At 58.8% G+C, this 15,097-nt stretch carries 15 protein-coding genes; 10 read left to right on the forward strand and 5 right to left on the reverse strand.

Annotated elements, in window-relative coordinates:
- Nucleotides 1-13 precede the first annotated feature (13 nt).
- Together ACJO5Y_RS00440 and ACJO5Y_RS00445 are read right to left on the reverse strand one after the other, a co-directional pair.
- Nucleotides 14-1,702 carry an ABC transporter permease gene (locus ACJO5Y_RS00440; RefSeq protein WP_406984217.1) on the reverse strand — a complete coding sequence of 563 codons (1,689 nt, stop codon included), beginning with the start codon at nucleotides 1,700-1,702 and terminating at the stop codon, nucleotides 14-16.
- 166 nt (nucleotides 1,703-1,868) lie between these two features.
- Nucleotides 1,869-2,885 carry a Fe(3+) ABC transporter substrate-binding protein gene (locus ACJO5Y_RS00445; RefSeq protein ID WP_406984218.1) on the reverse strand — a complete coding sequence of 339 codons (1,017 nt, stop codon included), beginning with the start codon at nucleotides 2,883-2,885 and terminating at the stop codon, nucleotides 1,869-1,871.
- Between the two features lie 187 nt (nucleotides 2,886-3,072).
- Between ACJO5Y_RS00445 and ACJO5Y_RS00450 the strand changes: the two genes are divergently transcribed.
- From ACJO5Y_RS00450 to ACJO5Y_RS00460, 3 genes are all read left to right on the forward strand, one after another.
- Nucleotides 3,073-3,345: a PilZ domain-containing protein gene (locus ACJO5Y_RS00450; protein WP_406984219.1), complete on the forward strand. Its 273-nt coding sequence runs from the start codon at nucleotides 3,073-3,075 to the stop codon at nucleotides 3,343-3,345.
- 71 nt (nucleotides 3,346-3,416) lie between these two features.
- Nucleotides 3,417-4,010, forward strand: coding sequence for a hypothetical protein (locus ACJO5Y_RS00455; RefSeq protein WP_406984220.1), 594 nt, complete (start codon nucleotides 3,417-3,419; stop codon nucleotides 4,008-4,010).
- Between the two features lie 177 nt (nucleotides 4,011-4,187).
- Nucleotides 4,188-5,495: a cyclic di-GMP phosphodiesterase gene (locus ACJO5Y_RS00460; protein WP_406984221.1), complete on the forward strand. Its 1,308-nt coding sequence runs from the start codon at nucleotides 4,188-4,190 to the stop codon at nucleotides 5,493-5,495.
- Between the two features lie 24 nt (nucleotides 5,496-5,519).
- On the opposite strand, the gene ACJO5Y_RS00465 is transcribed toward ACJO5Y_RS00460, so the two are convergent.
- Nucleotides 5,520-6,641, reverse strand: coding sequence for an organic solvent ABC transporter permease (locus tag ACJO5Y_RS00465; protein WP_406984222.1), 1,122 nt, complete (start codon nucleotides 6,639-6,641; stop codon nucleotides 5,520-5,522).
- Between the two features lie 273 nt (nucleotides 6,642-6,914).
- Between ACJO5Y_RS00465 and ACJO5Y_RS00470 the strand changes: the two genes are divergently transcribed.
- From ACJO5Y_RS00470 to queF, 3 genes are read left to right on the forward strand one after another with little or no spacing between them, the layout of a single operon-like run.
- Nucleotides 6,915-7,856 (forward strand): ABC transporter ATP-binding protein, encoded by a 942-nt coding sequence (locus tag ACJO5Y_RS00470; protein WP_406984223.1) that lies wholly within the window; start codon nucleotides 6,915-6,917, stop codon nucleotides 7,854-7,856.
- Nucleotides 7,853-8,626 carry an ABC transporter permease gene (locus ACJO5Y_RS00475; RefSeq protein WP_406984224.1) on the forward strand — a complete coding sequence of 258 codons (774 nt, stop codon included), beginning with the start codon at nucleotides 7,853-7,855 and terminating at the stop codon, nucleotides 8,624-8,626. The genes ACJO5Y_RS00470 and ACJO5Y_RS00475 overlap by 4 nt, the downstream gene beginning before the upstream one ends.
- A 28-nt stretch (nucleotides 8,627-8,654) precedes the next feature.
- Nucleotides 8,655-9,473: an NADPH-dependent 7-cyano-7-deazaguanine reductase QueF gene (gene queF, locus ACJO5Y_RS00480; RefSeq protein ID WP_406984225.1), complete on the forward strand. Its 819-nt coding sequence runs from the start codon at nucleotides 8,655-8,657 to the stop codon at nucleotides 9,471-9,473.
- 20 nt (nucleotides 9,474-9,493) lie between these two features.
- Here queF and ACJO5Y_RS00485 read toward each other — a convergent pair whose 3' ends face one another.
- Both ACJO5Y_RS00485 and ACJO5Y_RS00490 read right to left on the reverse strand, forming a co-directional pair.
- On the reverse strand, nucleotides 9,494-10,933 hold the full coding sequence (locus ACJO5Y_RS00485; RefSeq protein ID WP_406984226.1) for an adenylate/guanylate cyclase domain-containing protein: 1,440 nt from the start codon (nucleotides 10,931-10,933) through the stop codon (nucleotides 9,494-9,496).
- A gap of 1 nt (nucleotide 10,934) precedes the next feature.
- The gene (locus ACJO5Y_RS00490; protein WP_406984227.1) at nucleotides 10,935-11,246 is read right to left on the reverse strand and encodes an Mpo1-like protein; all 312 of its coding nucleotides are present in this window, start codon (nucleotides 11,244-11,246) and stop codon (nucleotides 10,935-10,937) included.
- A 295-nt stretch (nucleotides 11,247-11,541) separates the two neighbouring features.
- On the opposite strand from ACJO5Y_RS00490, the gene flgB reads away from it, so the two are divergent.
- The 4 genes from flgB to ACJO5Y_RS00510 are packed head-to-tail and all read left to right on the forward strand — an operon-like array spanning nucleotide 11,542 to nucleotide 15,062.
- A complete protein-coding gene (flgB, locus tag ACJO5Y_RS00495) occupies nucleotides 11,542-11,940 on the forward strand; it encodes a flagellar basal body rod protein FlgB (protein WP_406984228.1) in 399 nt (132 codons plus the stop codon).
- Nucleotides 11,941-11,972: 32 nt separating this feature from the next.
- Nucleotides 11,973-12,422 (forward strand): flagellar basal body rod protein FlgC, encoded by a 450-nt coding sequence (gene flgC, locus ACJO5Y_RS00500; protein ID WP_406984229.1) that lies wholly within the window; start codon nucleotides 11,973-11,975, stop codon nucleotides 12,420-12,422.
- Between the two features lie 18 nt (nucleotides 12,423-12,440).
- Entirely contained in the window at nucleotides 12,441-13,124 is a 684-nt protein-coding gene (locus tag ACJO5Y_RS00505; RefSeq protein ID WP_406984230.1) for a flagellar hook assembly protein FlgD, read from the forward strand.
- 27 nt (nucleotides 13,125-13,151) lie between these two features.
- Nucleotides 13,152-15,062, forward strand: a complete 1,911-nt coding sequence (locus ACJO5Y_RS00510; RefSeq protein WP_406984231.1) for a flagellar hook protein FlgE — start codon at nucleotides 13,152-13,154, stop codon at nucleotides 15,060-15,062.
- The last annotated feature ends 35 nt before the right edge of the window (nucleotides 15,063-15,097 follow it).

Here is a 15,097-nt window from a genome sequence, read left to right on the forward strand (position 1 = left end):
GGCCGGTGGCGCATCAGGCGATGCTGCGGCTGGCCGAGATGGACCGGCTCATCAGGATGATCGGAATAATACCCGCCAGAACGATAATCAACGCCGGTAACGCACTGTGGGCAAGCCGTTCATCGGAGGCAAACTGGTACACGTAGGTGGCCAGGGTGTCGAAGTTGAACGGCCGCAGGATCAGCGTTGCCGGCAACTCCTTCATGCAGTCCACGAACACCACCAGCGCGGCGGTAATCAGCGTGCCCCGAAGCATGGGCAGGTGTACCCGTACCAGGGTACTGCCGGGCGTATGCCCCATGGAGCGGGACGCCATGTCCATACTCGGGGTGATTTTCTGCAGGGCGCTTTCCACGCTGCCGGCTGACACCGCCAGGAAACGAACCGTGTAGGCAAACACCAGGGCAAAGGTCGAGCCGCTCAGCAGCAGGCCGGTGCTGATGTTGAAGGTGTCCCGCATCAGGCTGTCCAGCCAGTTGTCGAAGCCCGCCAGGGGGATGATCACGCCGACCGCCAGTACCGCGCCGGGCATGGCATAGCCAAGGCTGGAAAGCCGCATCATGATCTGCATGCCCCGGGTGTCATGCAGCCGCCGGCTGTAGGCCAGGGTAACGCCGATCAGCAGGGTGGTCAGCGCTGCGGTTCCGGACAGGAACAGGCTGTTCAGGGTGTTGCGGAAGAATTCGGAATTCCAGCTTTCGTCAAAGTATTCCCAGGCGTACTGGCCCAGGGTGATGGCCGGGATTGCAAAGCCCAGAATAACCGGCGCGGCGCATACAACGATGCAGATCAGTTGCCGGGGCCGGGACAGAGCAAACCGGCGGATCGGATCCCGGTTGTCTCGTGCTGCGAACTGTTGTTGCCGGCGGCGGGAGTAGCGTTCGAGGGTGACCAGGATCACCATGAAGATCAGCATGGTGGTGGCAATCTGCGCGGCGCCGCCGAGGTTGCCCAGGTTCATCCAGGTGTCGAACAAACCGGCGGTCAGGGTCTGAACGGCGAAGAAATCAACGGTGCCGAAATCGTTGAGGGTTTCCATCAGCACCAGGGACAGGCCCACGGCAATGGCGGGCCGGGCAATGGGCAGGACCACCCGGAAAAACGTGCTGATGGCCGAATGCCCCAGGCTGCGGCTGACGGCAAACAGCGAAGGCGACTGCTCCAGGAAGGCGGCGCGGGCCAGCAGATACACATAAGGGTACAGCACCAGCCCGATCATCAGGGTGGCGCCCTCCAGGCTGCGGATTTCCGGGAACCAGTAATCCCTGGCGCTTTCCCAACCAAAGATCTCCCGCAATGCTTTCTGGACCGGCCCGGCATAGTCCAGCAGGCTGGTGTACACATAGGCAATAACGTAGGCGGGCACCGCGAAGGGCAGCAGCATGGCCCACTCGAAAAACCGGCGGCCGGGAAACTCGCACATGGTAACGGCCCAGGCCGTTGCCAGTCCGATCACCAGCGTGATGGCAGCCACGCCGACCATCAGTTTGAGGGTGGTGGTCAGGTAACGGGGCAGGGTGGTGTCCAGCAGGTGGGGCCAGATGTTCTCTTCGGGGAACAGGGCCAGGAAAATGACCGATACGACGGGCAGTGCGACGATGGCCGTGGTGAGGATGGCGGATATCAGCCACCGCTTGGAGGTGCGCTTCGCCAGCAGGGGCTGACCTAGCCCGGTTTCACCGCTGGTGACTGCCTCGGTCATGTCGTTCCTTTTTAGTAGGTTCTAGTAGGTTCCTGAAAAGAGCCACGATTCTAGTCACCTGCCGGTGTGGCTGCAATGACTGGCATGCCCGGGCGACAGGTTTTTCTGGCTCCCGCAAACAAAAAAGGGTGGGCCAGGCCCACCCTTTTCTCACGGTGTCACAGGTTTACAGGTTGTCGTAATCAACCCGGTCAACCAGCTTCACGGCGGCATTGCGGTTATTGGCAATTTCCTGCAGCGACAGCTGGTCAGGATTGATCTCACCCCATTCGGCCACCTGGCCGGAAGGGCTGACGTTCGGGTTTGCCGGGTATTCGGTGTTCGCTTCAGCGTAGATGCGCTGGGCTTCCTCGGTGGAGAGGAACTCCATCAACCGAACGGCGTTGTCGCGGTTGGGCGCGCTCTTGGTGAGCTGAATGCCGCTGATGTTGACGTGGGTACCACGGCCGTCGGCATTGGGGAATACCAGGCGAACGGCTTCGGCAGCTGGGCGCTGGTTGTCATCGTTCAGCATGTTGCCGTAGTAGTAGCTGTTACCGATGGCCAGGTCGCACACGCCCTCGGCAATGGCTTTGATCTGGTCGCGGTCGCCGCCCTGGGGCTTGCGGGCCAGGTTGTCCTTCACGCCTTCCAGCCATTGCTCGGTCTCTTCCTCGCCGTGGTGGGCGATCATGGAGGAGATCAGGGCGATGTTGTACGGGTGCTTGCCGCTGCGGGTGCAGATGCGGTTGTCCCACTTGTCATCCGCCAGTTCTTCGTAGGTGGTGATTTCACCTTCTTCAACCCGGTCCTTGGAGGCAAAGATCAGGCGGCCGCGGGTGGTCAGGGCAAACCACTTGCCATCCGGGTGACGCAGGTTTTCCGGGATGTTGTTGGCCAGGGTGTCGTTTTCCAGGCTGGCGACCAGGTCACGCTCGACCAGGTCGTTGATGCGGGAGATATCGACGGTCATCACCACGTCGGCCGGGCTGTTGCGGCCTTCGCGCTCCAGGCGTTCGGCCAGGCCTTTTTTAGCGAAGATCACGTTGGCCTTGATGCCGGTTTCTTCCTCGAATGCATTGAGCAGAGGTTCCAGAAGGTAAGCCTGGCGGTAGGAATAGATGTTTACTTCGCCTTCCGCTGAAGCGCTCAGGGGCATGACGGAGAGCGCCATGGTTGCAGCAGCAGCCAGTTTCATTCGCATGGTGTGACGTCCTTTCTCAAGCAGGTTTGAGCCGTCGTTAATTTGTTATGATGACGGCATTAAAAACAACAACCATTCTCATTTGTGTTAGCGGTTGTGTCAAGTTGACTATTGCAATTTTTATGATGAATGGTGATATGCTTCGGACGACTATAAAAGCCATGTAAAATCGGTGGATACGCAGTCTATGGTTGGCAAGGATCGGAGAGAATTCGGGCGCACGGCGATGAGTGCAAGGGTGAGGGTTCGCCATGACGATCTGGGGGAATATGTGTTCTCCACCCGGGATATCTCCGACGGCGGTATTTTCATAGTGGTTGAAGGCGAGTCATTTGATCCTGCCTTGGGCGATAGGGTGGAAGTGCAGGTGCAGGGCCTGCCGGTTCCCGCGCCGGTGCTGGAAATGGAAGTGGTTCGCCGGTGCAATGACGGTTTCGGTTTGCAATTTGCGGATCAATAAACGGTTTCCTGGGCCTCGCTGTGGATAATGGCGGTTTCTGAATACCCATTTCCAGCCGTGATTCCGACGCCATGAAAAACCATCGCTTTTTCTTCCTGCTTTCGTGCCTGCTGTGTTTGCCGCCCGTACTCGGCGGGTGCGCTTCCTACTACAGCCATTACGGCCTGTTTCCCGCTGAAAACTCCGAAGGTGATCCGCGCCAGGTCATGCTGAACTGGCAGACCGCTGACTATCCGGACTGGTGGTTCGTGGCGGACAAGTCCACGCCGATCACCGTGACGACCCAGTGCAGCACCCGCAGCTGGCGATTGGCGGATGACTCCCACGCCGTTGCCGGTGAATGCGCCGATGGTATCCGGGCCTGTGGTCAGGCCGGTCTTGATCGGGTGGCGGCAAGCGGGAAGCCGGCGGATGACCAAACCCAGTGCCTGTCGGTGAACGCCGGTGAGGCGGAGGCGAGGGTGGTGGATATTGGCGCTTCCCTGGAGTTGCTGGTGTCCTGTCGACCGGCGGCCACCCGTCGCGGTGAAGGCGACGACCAGGAAAGCGTCGATTACCTGCGAGCGTCACCGGTGCCGTATATGGTCCACATCCGCACCTCGCCACGGGGCGCGCTGAATGGGCGTCCGCCGGTCATGGATGATTCAGTTTGTGACGCAGATTGACACTTTTGTACCAGAAGTGTGAGTCCCGTCACGCTGCTACATTTTGTTTCTCCGTGATAGCAATCGTTACCTCCTGTTGCTTTTGGGTTACTTTGGACTACAAAAATGTAATGGAATCTGGCGTTGGTGGCGTCAGAATAGTGAGTATCGATTATTTTGATTGAAGGGGTGCACGTCGTGGGCGTTCGTCAAAGGAAAATCGCCGTACAAGACTTGGAAGTCGGCATGTTTGTGTCCGAACTGGACCGGCCGTGGCACCAGACACCTTTCCCGATCCAGGGCTTTCCTATTCGCTCCCAGGATGACATCCGGTCGGTGGGATCCCACTGCAAGTGGGTAGTTATCGACGTCGCTGAGCTGCGCGAAAAGGTGAATCTAGGCAAACCGGCGGGCCCGGTGTTTGGAAAGCGTGCAAGAAAGCTCGGTGACAGCCGTGAAGTGATTCAGCTGCCGCCGTTGCAGATCAAGGAGCCGGTCGAGTACGAGACGACCGCTACCCTGAAGAAAGAGCTCAAGGTTTCAGGGACGGTGCTGGCCGATGTCGAGACCGCACTGGCCCGGGTGTTTGGCTCGGTTCAGCGTGAGGAAACGCCGGACTTGAGAGAGGTGGCTGGCGTCACCCGCAAGATGGTTTCCAGTGTGGTTCGGAATCCGGATGCTCTGCTGTGGCTTAGCCGTACCCGTGAGCATGATGACTATATCTACCGGCATGCCATGAACACAGCGGTATGGGCGCTGGTGTGTGGCCGCCACCTTGGTCTGAACGAAGGGTTGCTTAACCACATGGGGCTGGGCTGCCTGTTGTCCCAGGTGGGCAAAACCGAACTGCCTGTGGCGTTGCTGCAGAAAGAGGGCCGGCTGGATGCCGATGAATTCGCCCGCTACCGGAGCTATGTCGGGCGCGGCGTGGCGATGCTGGATGGGACCGGCGTATCCCGCGCGGTGGTCAGCGTGGTGCAGGGGCATCGGGAACGCCACAACGGTTCGGGTTTCCCGGAAGGAGTCCGCGGGGATCGCATCCCGTTACTGGCGAAGATCAGTGGCCTTGCCGAGTTTTTTGAAACCCTGATCGGCCCCAGGGAAACCTCCGAACCGATGACGCCGGCCAAGGCGGTGAACCTGCTGTATGACATGCGCAACATCGAGTTTCAGGAAGACCTGGTGGAGAAATTTATTCAGGCGGTCGGAATCTATCCCACCGGAAGCCTGGTTCAGCTTAATAATGGCCAACGTGGCATTGTGGTGTCCCATTCCGCGGAACGCCGCCTGTGGCCTCGTGTCATGGTGATGACGGACCAGAACCAGCAACCGCTGGAGTCTGCGAAGATCATCGATCTGGCGAGTTTCAACGAGGACAAGGGTCCCGGCGAGACCCTGTCCATTGCCGAGTGCCTGCCCCATGGCACGGAAGGGCTCAATCCGGAGCACTTTGATGTCACCGGTACGGAATCCCGCTGGAACCTGTCACGACTGGTCGGTTCCTGATCCGATCTGAAGCCCCCGGGTGAGTCAGTCGATGATCACCCTGAGGCTTTTCCTGATCCAGCGATAGCTGTTTGCGGGGCGGAAATTGATGATGATTTCCGATTCGCCGCCGCTGTCTCCCGCGATAAAGTAATCCACCGTTGCCGATTGCCAGCTGAATGAGTGAACCACCACATCCTGGTCGCGGGTGCTCATGGCTTCGATGGCTGCCAGATCCGGTTCCCCGTTGATGCGGCGGATTCCCGCTTCCTTGATGTCGGTCTCGTTGGCGGGATGGTTGGCGGTTTCTCTGCCCAGATAGTAGCGGTTGCCGATGACGGTGGTGATGGCATCCAGTTCGCGGGTCAGGTAATCCTGTGCGGCCTCGGCGTCAACATCCTCCAGGCTGCGGACGGATTCAAGAATGCGGTCACGCCTGCTTTTCAGGTCTTCCTGGTACTCCTGGTCGGGGTCCCGCAGGTTCTCGTCCTCGGGGCGGGGCATGGCGTTATCAATCTCGTCCTGGGTGGGCGGGGCCTGACAGTGCTCGTCATCCGCCGGGTAGAAGCAGATGGCGGCCAGTAACTGATTGGCTGGTGACGGGGTGGTGCCCCGTTCGGTGAACTCGCTTTCGCTGACGGTGAAATCAATGGGGGCGGTCAGGTCGGGCAGCGCCCGGTTCAGTTGCCGGACGACCCGGTCGCGGATTTCAATGCCTTCGCCGTCCTCAATGGTTTCATCCCAGTTCAGTGCCAGCAGGAAACGGGTGAGGTTGAGCAGGGTGGTGTCGGTCCGCAACTGTTGCTCAGTGACCTGGTGTGAGCGTAGGCCTTCATCGTCAATGCCCGGGCTGTTGAGCCTCTCGCGGATGTCAGCGAGAAATTCCAGCGGGGTCATGTATTCGGCGGCGGGCACCTCCGTGGCCAGGGTAAGGTCGCCAACAGCAAAGGTCAGGCGTTCCCCGGGGTAGTAGCGGAACTGGCCGCGGTCATCGGTTGTCTCGCTGCGGCTGGCGCTGGTGTAGTTCAGGCCGCTGATGCCGTTGTAGGTGAGTGAGCCGGTCCGGGTGTCATCACCGCCGCCTCCGCTGTCGCCGCCGAGGCAGCCGGACAATGAGAGCACTGCCATCAGTGGCAGGGATAATCGAAGAAGCTGAACGGATCTCATGGTCTTGCGTACATTCCCTGGTCCTGGGGCCTGCGGTGCAAACGCGACGGGTTTTGCCGGGCCTTTTGTAAATTGTTGTAACCGGCATTATAGGGACGGGCGCGCGGGGATATCGGGAATCCCGTCGCAGTTTGATGTTTTCCCGGGGCGGCGGGTTTCCGCCACGGCGACTTGAAAATTCCGTCTGCGCCACAACTTAAAAGACTTCTGGTTTAACGCATCACACTCTTGGCCGGGCACTCTGACCCGACACGCCACTATTCTGGGTAGTTTATGACCAACGCACTGGAGATTGAGGGGCTGACCAAAACCTACGGTGATGGTTTTCATGCTCTCAAGGGGATCGACATGAACGTCAGGCAGGGGGATTTCTTCGCCCTGCTGGGCCCGAACGGGGCCGGGAAATCGACCACGCTGGGTATCGTGTGCTCCCTGGTGAACAAGACCGGGGGCAAGGTGAGGGTGTTTGGTTCCGACATCGATACCCACCTGTCCGATGCCAAGCTGAACCTTGGGGTGGTGCCCCAGGAGTTCAACTTCAATCAGTTCGAGAAGGTCTTCGACATCGTCACTACCCAGGCGGGTTATTACGGCATCCCGCTGAAGCAGGCCAGGGTGTCGGCAGAGAAGTACCTGCGCCAACTGGGGCTCTGGGACAAGAAGGATACCCCGGCGCGGATGCTGTCCGGGGGCATGAAGCGCCGGCTGATGATTGCCCGGGCGCTGGTGCACGAGCCCAAGTTACTGATTCTGGACGAACCCACCGCGGGCGTTGATATCGAACTGCGTCGGTCCATGTGGACCTTCCTGGAGGAAATGAACCGCCAGGGCACCACGATTATCCTGACCACCCATTACCTGGAAGAGGCCGAAGCGCTGTGCCGCAACATTGCGATCATTGATCATGGGCGGATTCTGAAACACACCAGCAAGCGTGAACTGCTGCAGCAGCTGCGTGTGGAAACCTTCGTGCTGGATACCGAAACCGCCCTTGAGGGCGTGCCGGCGCTGGACGGCTTTCCGTGCCGCCTGAGTGACGAGGGCGCGCTGGAAGTGGAGGTTCAGAAGGGCCAGGGCCTGAACCAGGTATTTGTGCAACTGGAGCAGCGGGGGATCAAGGTGGTCAGCATGCGGACCAAGGCCAACCGCCTGGAGGAACTGTTCATCCGGATGGTGGAAGAGAATGCCCGGGAAGTCCAGGGAGGTGACGCATGAAAATCCAGGCAATGGTGACGGCATTCAACACCATCGTGATCCGGGAGATTCGCCGTTTCACAAGGATCTGGCCCCAGACCCTGTTACCACCGGCGGTCACCATGACGCTGTACTTCATCATTTTCGGTAACCTGATTGGTTCCCGGATCGGTGATATGGGTGGCTTTGATTATATGTCCTTCATTGTGCCGGGGCTGATCATGATGGCGGTGATCACCAGTTCCTACGCCAATGTGGTGTCGTCGTTCTTTTCGATGAAGTTCCAGCGCAGCATCGAGGAACTGCTGGTGTCGCCGGTGCCCAACTGGATCATCCTCGCCGGCTATGTCTGCGGCGGCATGGCCCGCGGCCTGGGGATCGGGTTGATCGTGACGCTGCTGTCGCTGGCGTTTACGCGGCTGGAGATCCATAGCCTGCCGATGGTGGTGATTACGGTGTTCCTGACCTCGGCGCTGTTTGCCCTGGGCGGGTTTATCAATGCCATGCTGGCCACCAAGTTCGATGATATTTCCATCGTGCCGACGTTCGTGCTCACGCCGCTGACCTATCTGGGCGGGGTGTTCTACAGCATCAGCATGCTGCCGGACTTCTGGCAGGCCGTGTCCATGGTGAATCCGATCCTGTACATGGTGAATGCCTTCCGGTTTGGTATTCTGGGCGTATCGGATGTGAATCCCTTTGTGGCACTGGGCATGATCCTGGTGTTTATTTCGCTGCTGACGGCTATCTCGCTGCGGATGCTCAAGCGTGGCAAAGGCATTCGCCACTAAGTTTCAGGACCGTTTTAAAGGACACACCATGGCCCTTAATGATGCCCCCCTGGGCAAATCCAGTGAGTACCCGGATCGCTACAATCCGGACCTGCTTTTCCCCGTGCCGCGGGAGGAAAATCGTCGCCGCATTGGTCTGTCGGATGGCCGCTGGCCGTGGTTCGGAGAGGATCTCTGGCAGGCCTGGGAAGTGTCCTGGTTGCGTGCCGATGGTGTGCCGGCCGTGGCCTGGGCGGAAATCCGTTTCCCGGCTGCTTCGCCCAACATTATCGAATCCAAGTCTCTGAAGCTGTACCTGAACTCCCTGAACCAGGCGGTGTTTTCGTCGCCTGAGCAGGTCGCGGATGTGATCACCCGGGATCTGTCCAGCGGCAGTGGCGCGGCGGTGCAGGTCACCATGCGCAGCGTGGATGAGGGTTCCATGGCGGAAGGCCGCCCGCAAGGCTACGAACTGATTGACGGGGGCACCGTTGACGATGTGACCTACGAGTACGCGCCGGAATCCCTGTCGGCGTCTGGCGAGGCGGTATCGGAAAGCCTGTGCTCGCATCTGCTGAAAAGCAACTGCCCGGTGACCGGCCAGCCGGACTGGGGCACGGTGATGGTTCGCTACACCGGGCTGAAACTGGATCGCAGGGGATTGCTTCGCTACATCGTCAGCTTTCGCCAGAAGCAGGACTTCCATGAGCACTGCGTGGAAACCCTGTTTACCGACATTATGGCGAGGTGCAAACCGGAAGCGTTGATGGTGTGTGCCCGTTATACCCGCAGGGGCGGGCTGGATATCAATCCCTGGCGCAGCACCGATCCGGACGACGGTCCCGGAGCCCGGCTGATTCGCCAGTAAAACTCAGAAGGGGGAGGGGTTCAGCGAATCTCCTCTTCCTGCCGCAAGCGGTCGGCGGCATCTTCCAGGGCATTCAGAATGGCCTGACGCTCCCTTTCGGTGATCTTGTCGGAATCCAGGTACATGGCAAACCCGCTGTGTTCGTGTTCCAGGAAGCTGCGGTTCGGGCCCATGTCGCGGCGGAAGTCCACTACTTCATAAATGGGTACCGGCTTGCCAAACCCTTTCACCGTAATCTCACCCTTGTCCCGGCACATGATGCGGTCCTTGATCAGTGAGAAGGTTTCATAGGACACCAGTATTTCACCGGGATCGGCCAGGGATTCCAGCCGGCTGGCCAGGTTCACTTCCTTGCCGATGATGGTGTAATCCATACGGTTTTCCGCGCCGAAGTTCCCGACCGTGGTATAGCCGGTGCTGATCCCCATGCGGATTTCCAGCGGGGTCTTGATGCCCTGGCTACGCCACTTCTGGCGCATGATCTTCATATGCTTGCGCATCTCGATTGCCATGGATACACAGGCAAAGGCGTCTTCCCGCTGACCCCGGCTGGTAGGATCACCGAAGAACACCATGATGGAGTCACCAACGAACTTGTCGATGGTGCCGCCGTATTTCAGCGCCACTTCGGACATGCCGTTGAAGTAGTGGTTGAGCAGTTCGGTCAGCGCTTCCGGCTCCATTTCCTCGGACAACTCGGTGAAGCCCTTGATGTCGGAGAAGAAAACGGCGAGTTTCTTGCGCTGGGTTTCCAGGCGGACGTCCCGCTCACCGGTGAAAATTGACTGCCAGACCTGGGGAGACAGGTACTTGGACAACTTGTGGGAGAGAGCAATGGACTGTTCCCGCTGGTTCTGAATCTGGCTCTTGGCCATCATCAGCGCCCGGGCCTGTTGGTGGGAATAGAAAGCCGTAACGCAGATATACAGGCCGGTCGCGAGCAGTGACAGAATGCTGGTAAGCAGGGGCGCCTGAAAACTCTCCGCCGGCCCGAAAATGGCGAGCCCCACCGACAGGGATGCCGCCATGAACACCGTGCCGAACACCCACTGGCGGAAGCCGCCGACAATCAGGCAACTGAACATCAACATCAGCATGACCGACACGGATGGAATGGCCGTTGCTCCGATAGCGCCGACAAAGCCGCCGCCAATCACGCAATCGACGATCAGCATTTTCTGGCGGATACGAGAGGAATGTCTGAGGAAGGTGCGGCGGGTCAGAAGGTGCGCCAGGTGAGGCCAGGTCAGCGCACCGGCGATCATCCAGAGCATCCAGTCGGGAAATGCGCCCTGGAAAACACCCGCGGCGATAATGGCGGCCGCAGCGGTGAAGCCAAGGATGCGCCCGTTGTAATCCGGCATCGGCGGAATGGCGATGGGATCAATCTGCGCGTCCACGACAGTGGACTTGCCGGCGCTGGTGCTGGCATTGCGCAGATCCACGGGGGCGCTCATCATATCAGAAGCGTATCCGTCCGATGAGGATGTCGCGGAACATCACCCAGTCCCCCATCAGGCTGTACAATGGGTATTTGAAGGTCGCCGGGCGGTTTTTCTCAAAGAAGTAATGTCCGACCCAGGCAAATCCGTAACCGATCACGGGCAGCAACAGCAGCCAGACCAGTTTGGCGGTCACAATGGCGTAAAGGGCAACGATTATAACAAGAAGGCTGCCGACAAAATGGAGCCTGCGACAGGTCAAGTCGCTGTGTTCTTCCAGGTAGTACGGATAGAATTCAGAAAAATTGCGAAAAGCGCTTTGCTCACTCATGGTTTCGCTACCGGCTCATTTATAGTTTTTCGAAAGTCGGACTACGACGAAAGGTTAACAGTTATACAGAAAAGCCACAATTCAGTTCAGGCCTTTCCGAACCTGGTCGCAGGGGAAAGTCATTGCCGCTTCTTGTGCCATCTCCTCCGGAAGGGCCTCCGAATTTCCCGCCAGATCCTCTCCAGCCCGCTGTATCCGTAGCCTCCTGAAAACTGGCATTGACGTTGCTTTGTCTACAGCAACGAGGTGAACCGGCAAACCAATGCAGGGCCGGGCACAAGGTTCTGGAGGCAATATGGCAATTTCCTTTGATAAAGCACTGGGTATTCACCAGCACGCCCTGGAAGCCAGGGTTCAGCGTGGTGAGGTATTGGCGAACAACCTCGCCAATGCCGATACCCCGGGCTACAAGGCCAGGGATGTTGATTTCCGCGCGATGATGGAAAAGGCACAGCAGAGTGTCAGCGGCTTCAACATGGAGCGGACTCACGACGCCCACATGGATACGACGCCCGGTGGCCAGGACAACGAACTGCTCTACCGTGTGCCGCAACAGCCCTCCGTTGACGGCAACACCGTGGAGACCCAGCAGGAGCAAAGCCGGTTCATGAGAAATGCCATGGACTACCAGGCGAGCTTCCAGTTCCTGGACGGCAAATTCTCGGGGCTGAAGAAAGCCCTCTCTGGTCAATAATCGGGCGCAGCCACTAGCTGAGGAGCATCAACATGTCTCTGGGTAACATATTCGATATCGCCGGTTCCGGCATGACTGCGCAGTCACTGCGGTTGAATACCACTGCGTCCAATATTGCCAACGCGGAAACCGCCAGTTCCAGCACCGAAGGTACTTACCGGGCGCGCAAGCCCGTGTTCGCCGCGATCCAGCAGTCCATGCTGAACCCGGATCAGAAGGACCTGGCTTTCGGGAGCGACGAAGGCCAGGGCGCCGGGGTTCGTGTGGACGGCATCGTCGAGAGTGACGCGGAACTGCAAATGCGTTATGAGCCAGATCATCCCGCGGCCAACGAAGAGGGCTACGTGTTCTACCCCAACGTCAACGTGGTTGAGGAAATGGCAGACATGATGTCCTCGTCCCGCAGCTTCCAGATGAACGTGGACATTATGAACACGGCCAAATCCATGATGCAGCGCATTCTTACACTTGGGCAGCAGTAACCGGGCGAGGATTGAACGATGAGCGCGATTAACCCGGCGGGAACCTCAGCCTCCGATATCCTGGGGGATTACCGCCACGAGAAGGAAAAAACGGGCGCTGGTAACAATGAACTCGGCAAGAACGAGTTCATGGAACTGATGATTGCCCAGCTGAAAAACCAGAACCCGCTTGAGCCCCAGGACAACGGCGAATTTATTTCCCAGCTTGCCCAGTTCAGTTCCCTTGAAGAAATGCAGGGAGTGTCCCGGAGTGTGGATGAACTGGGCAGCCAGTTCCGCTCTACCCAGGCGCTGCAGGCGTCGGCGATGGTGGGGCGGACCGTTCTGGCGCCATCGCAAATGGGCATACTTGGTAGCGAAGGCGAGATCACTGGCACCATCCAGGTACCGGCATCCACCGGCGGGCTGCGTCTGTCCATTGAGAGTCAGAACGGTGAACGGGTGCGGCAGATTGACCTGGGCGCCAGTCAGGCCGGCATTGCTTCCTTCCAGTGGGATGGCAAGGACGGTAACGGCAATGCCTTGCCACCCGGCCCCTACCGCATTGTGGCTGAGGGCTCCTACCCCAGCGGAACCGAGCAGCTGGCCACCATGGTCAGCGCCAATGTGGACAGCGTTTCTCTCGGGCAGGGCGGTAAAGTCACACTGAATCTGGCTGGCATGGGCTCCATTGCCCTGTCGGACGTCGAACAAATCAACTGATACCGGTGCGAAACCACGAGGTGAATTATGGCTTTTAATACAGGGCTTAGCGGTTTGAGGGCAGCGTCCGTTGATCTGGACGTCACCGGTAATAACATCGCCAACGCCAGCACGGTTGGCTTCAAAAGCAGCAGTGCCCAGTTTGGTGATCTATATGCAAGCGGTCTGATGAGTTCCGGCACCAACCCTGTAGGTGATGGTGTGCGGGTGCAGGACGTGAAGCAGTCTTTCGGTCAGGGCAACATCAGCTTCACCGATAACGGCCTGGATATGGCCATCAACGGTGATGGTTTCTTTATTCTCAACAATGGCGGTGAAATCCGTTATTCCCGTGCCGGGCAGTTTGGTATCGACAAGGAAGGGTACGTTACCAACAACCAGAACATGCGTGTGCAGGGTTACACCGCGGATGCCGACGGAAACCTGTCTGGTGTTCGGGGCGACCTGCAGGTGGAGACGGATAACCTTGCGCCACGGCGCACCACCAATCTGCGCTCCGATCTCAACCTGGATTCCAGAGAGGGCGTGCTGGAGAACCGTATCCGGGACCTGGGCGAGAACCTGAATGTGGCGGACCTGGATGGTGACGCTTTTCAGATCGAGTATTCCGATGGCACCAGTTCGCAGCTTATCGACATCGGCACGGGGCAGCCCGCGAACGAGGTGGCCGAACTTCTGGGTTCCCAGAAAGGCGTGAATGCGTCGGCCCGTACCCGGTTCGACCTGTCGGAGCAGTTCGATATGACGCAGCTGGCCAATGATCTTTCCGATCCGGACTTTGAGCTGACCGTTTCCCTGAACGGGAGCGATAACGTCACCTTCCGCGGCAGTGACGGCATTACCGACCTGGATTCCCTGGCCGCTGCCATTAACGGGTCGGAACTGAACACTCTGCGTGCCGAGGTGTCGGACAGCGGTGACGATATTCAGATCACCGATAGCCGGGGTTTCAGCGTTGATATGTCCTACACCACCGGCGCTGCGGGAAACCAGGCCTTTGGCAGTCCGGAGCGTGGCAACCTGTTTGTAACCACCGAGCGTGAGGTGAACGGAATTCTGACCGATGGAGCCGGAACCGGTGCGTTTGCAGCAGCTTATGATGCCGGCGAAACCCGCATTACCAATGAGTTCAACCCGCTGGATCAGCGTACCTACAACCACGCGACGTCCACCACCATCTATGACAGCCTGGGCAACTCCCACGAACTGACGCAGTTTTTCGTGAAGGAGCCCTCGCCGGGTAACGGGGTGGGCCAGAGCGAATGGTCCATCTATATGCAGATTGATGGCGAGATGGTGGCCGGTACCGATGAGACGCCGTTCACCGCCAGGTTTAACCAGGACGGTGACCTGCAGTCCATCAATGGCGACCCTAACGGTGAAGTTGTCATTGATGACTGGGTGCCGAAAGACGAGAACGGCATTCCGAACGGCGCCGATGGCCCTCCTGCCGCTGGCGAGGAAGTGGTGACGCCGATCCCGGAACCGCCTACCACGTCCGCTTTTGTGGTGGACCTGGGCAATACCACGCAGTATGGCAGTGCTTTCGGTGTGAATGACCAGAACCAGAACGGTTACACCACCGGTCGCCTGTCCGGCCTGGACGTTTCCGATCAGGGTGTGCTGTTTGCCCGTTACACCAACGGCCAGTCCAAGGAGCTGGGGCAGGTGGCACTTGCGGCCTTCAATAATACCGATGGTCTTTCGCCGGTGGGCGATACCTCCTGGGTCGAGACCTTCGAGTCCGGTCAGCCGATCATCGGCGCCCCGGACACCGGAACCCTGGGTTCCATCAAGGCAAGCTCGGTGGAGGATTCCAACGTGGACCTGTCTGCGGAGCTGGTGAACCTGATCATTGCCCAGCGTAACTATCAGGCCAACGCGAAGACCATCGAGACCTCCGATGCGGTCACCCAGACTGTTATCAACCTGAGATAATCCGCAAAACTCAATTCTGGCATAACTCCTGCAGG

This window comes from Marinobacter alkalisoli (genome assembly GCF_045449855.1).
In the GTDB taxonomy this organism is placed as follows: Bacteria; Pseudomonadota; Gammaproteobacteria; order Pseudomonadales; family Oleiphilaceae; genus Marinobacter.

Bases quoted from the DNA above. Each gene is read 5' to 3' on its own strand.
- ACJO5Y_RS00440 (WP_406984217.1), bottom strand. From the start codon at position 1,702: ATGACCGAGGCAGTCACCAGCGGTGAAACCGGGCTAGGTCAGCCCCTG.
- flgC (WP_406984229.1), top strand. From the start codon at position 11,973: ATGTCTCTGGGTAACATATTCGATATCGCCGGTTCCGGCATGACTGCG.
- ACJO5Y_RS00485 (WP_406984226.1), bottom strand. From the start codon at position 10,933: ATGATGAGCGCCCCCGTGGATCTGCGCAATGCCAGCACCAGCGCCGGC.
- queF (WP_406984225.1), top strand. From the start codon at position 8,655: ATGGCCCTTAATGATGCCCCCCTGGGCAAATCCAGTGAGTACCCGGAT.
- ACJO5Y_RS00475 (WP_406984224.1), top strand. From the start codon at position 7,853: ATGAAAATCCAGGCAATGGTGACGGCATTCAACACCATCGTGATCCGG.
- ACJO5Y_RS00490 (WP_406984227.1), bottom strand. From the start codon at position 11,246: ATGAGTGAGCAAAGCGCTTTTCGCAATTTTTCTGAATTCTATCCGTAC.
- ACJO5Y_RS00450 (WP_406984219.1), top strand. From the start codon at position 3,073: ATGGTTGGCAAGGATCGGAGAGAATTCGGGCGCACGGCGATGAGTGCA.
- ACJO5Y_RS00455 (WP_406984220.1), top strand. From the start codon at position 3,417: ATGAAAAACCATCGCTTTTTCTTCCTGCTTTCGTGCCTGCTGTGTTTG.
- ACJO5Y_RS00505 (WP_406984230.1), top strand. From the start codon at position 12,441: ATGAGCGCGATTAACCCGGCGGGAACCTCAGCCTCCGATATCCTGGGG.
- flgB (WP_406984228.1), top strand. From the start codon at position 11,542: ATGGCAATTTCCTTTGATAAAGCACTGGGTATTCACCAGCACGCCCTG.
- ACJO5Y_RS00445 (WP_406984218.1), bottom strand. From the start codon at position 2,885: ATGCGAATGAAACTGGCTGCTGCTGCAACCATGGCGCTCTCCGTCATG.
- ACJO5Y_RS00510 (WP_406984231.1), top strand. From the start codon at position 13,152: ATGGCTTTTAATACAGGGCTTAGCGGTTTGAGGGCAGCGTCCGTTGAT.
- ACJO5Y_RS00470 (WP_406984223.1), top strand. From the start codon at position 6,915: ATGACCAACGCACTGGAGATTGAGGGGCTGACCAAAACCTACGGTGAT.
- ACJO5Y_RS00465 (WP_406984222.1), bottom strand. From the start codon at position 6,641: ATGAGATCCGTTCAGCTTCTTCGATTATCCCTGCCACTGATGGCAGTG.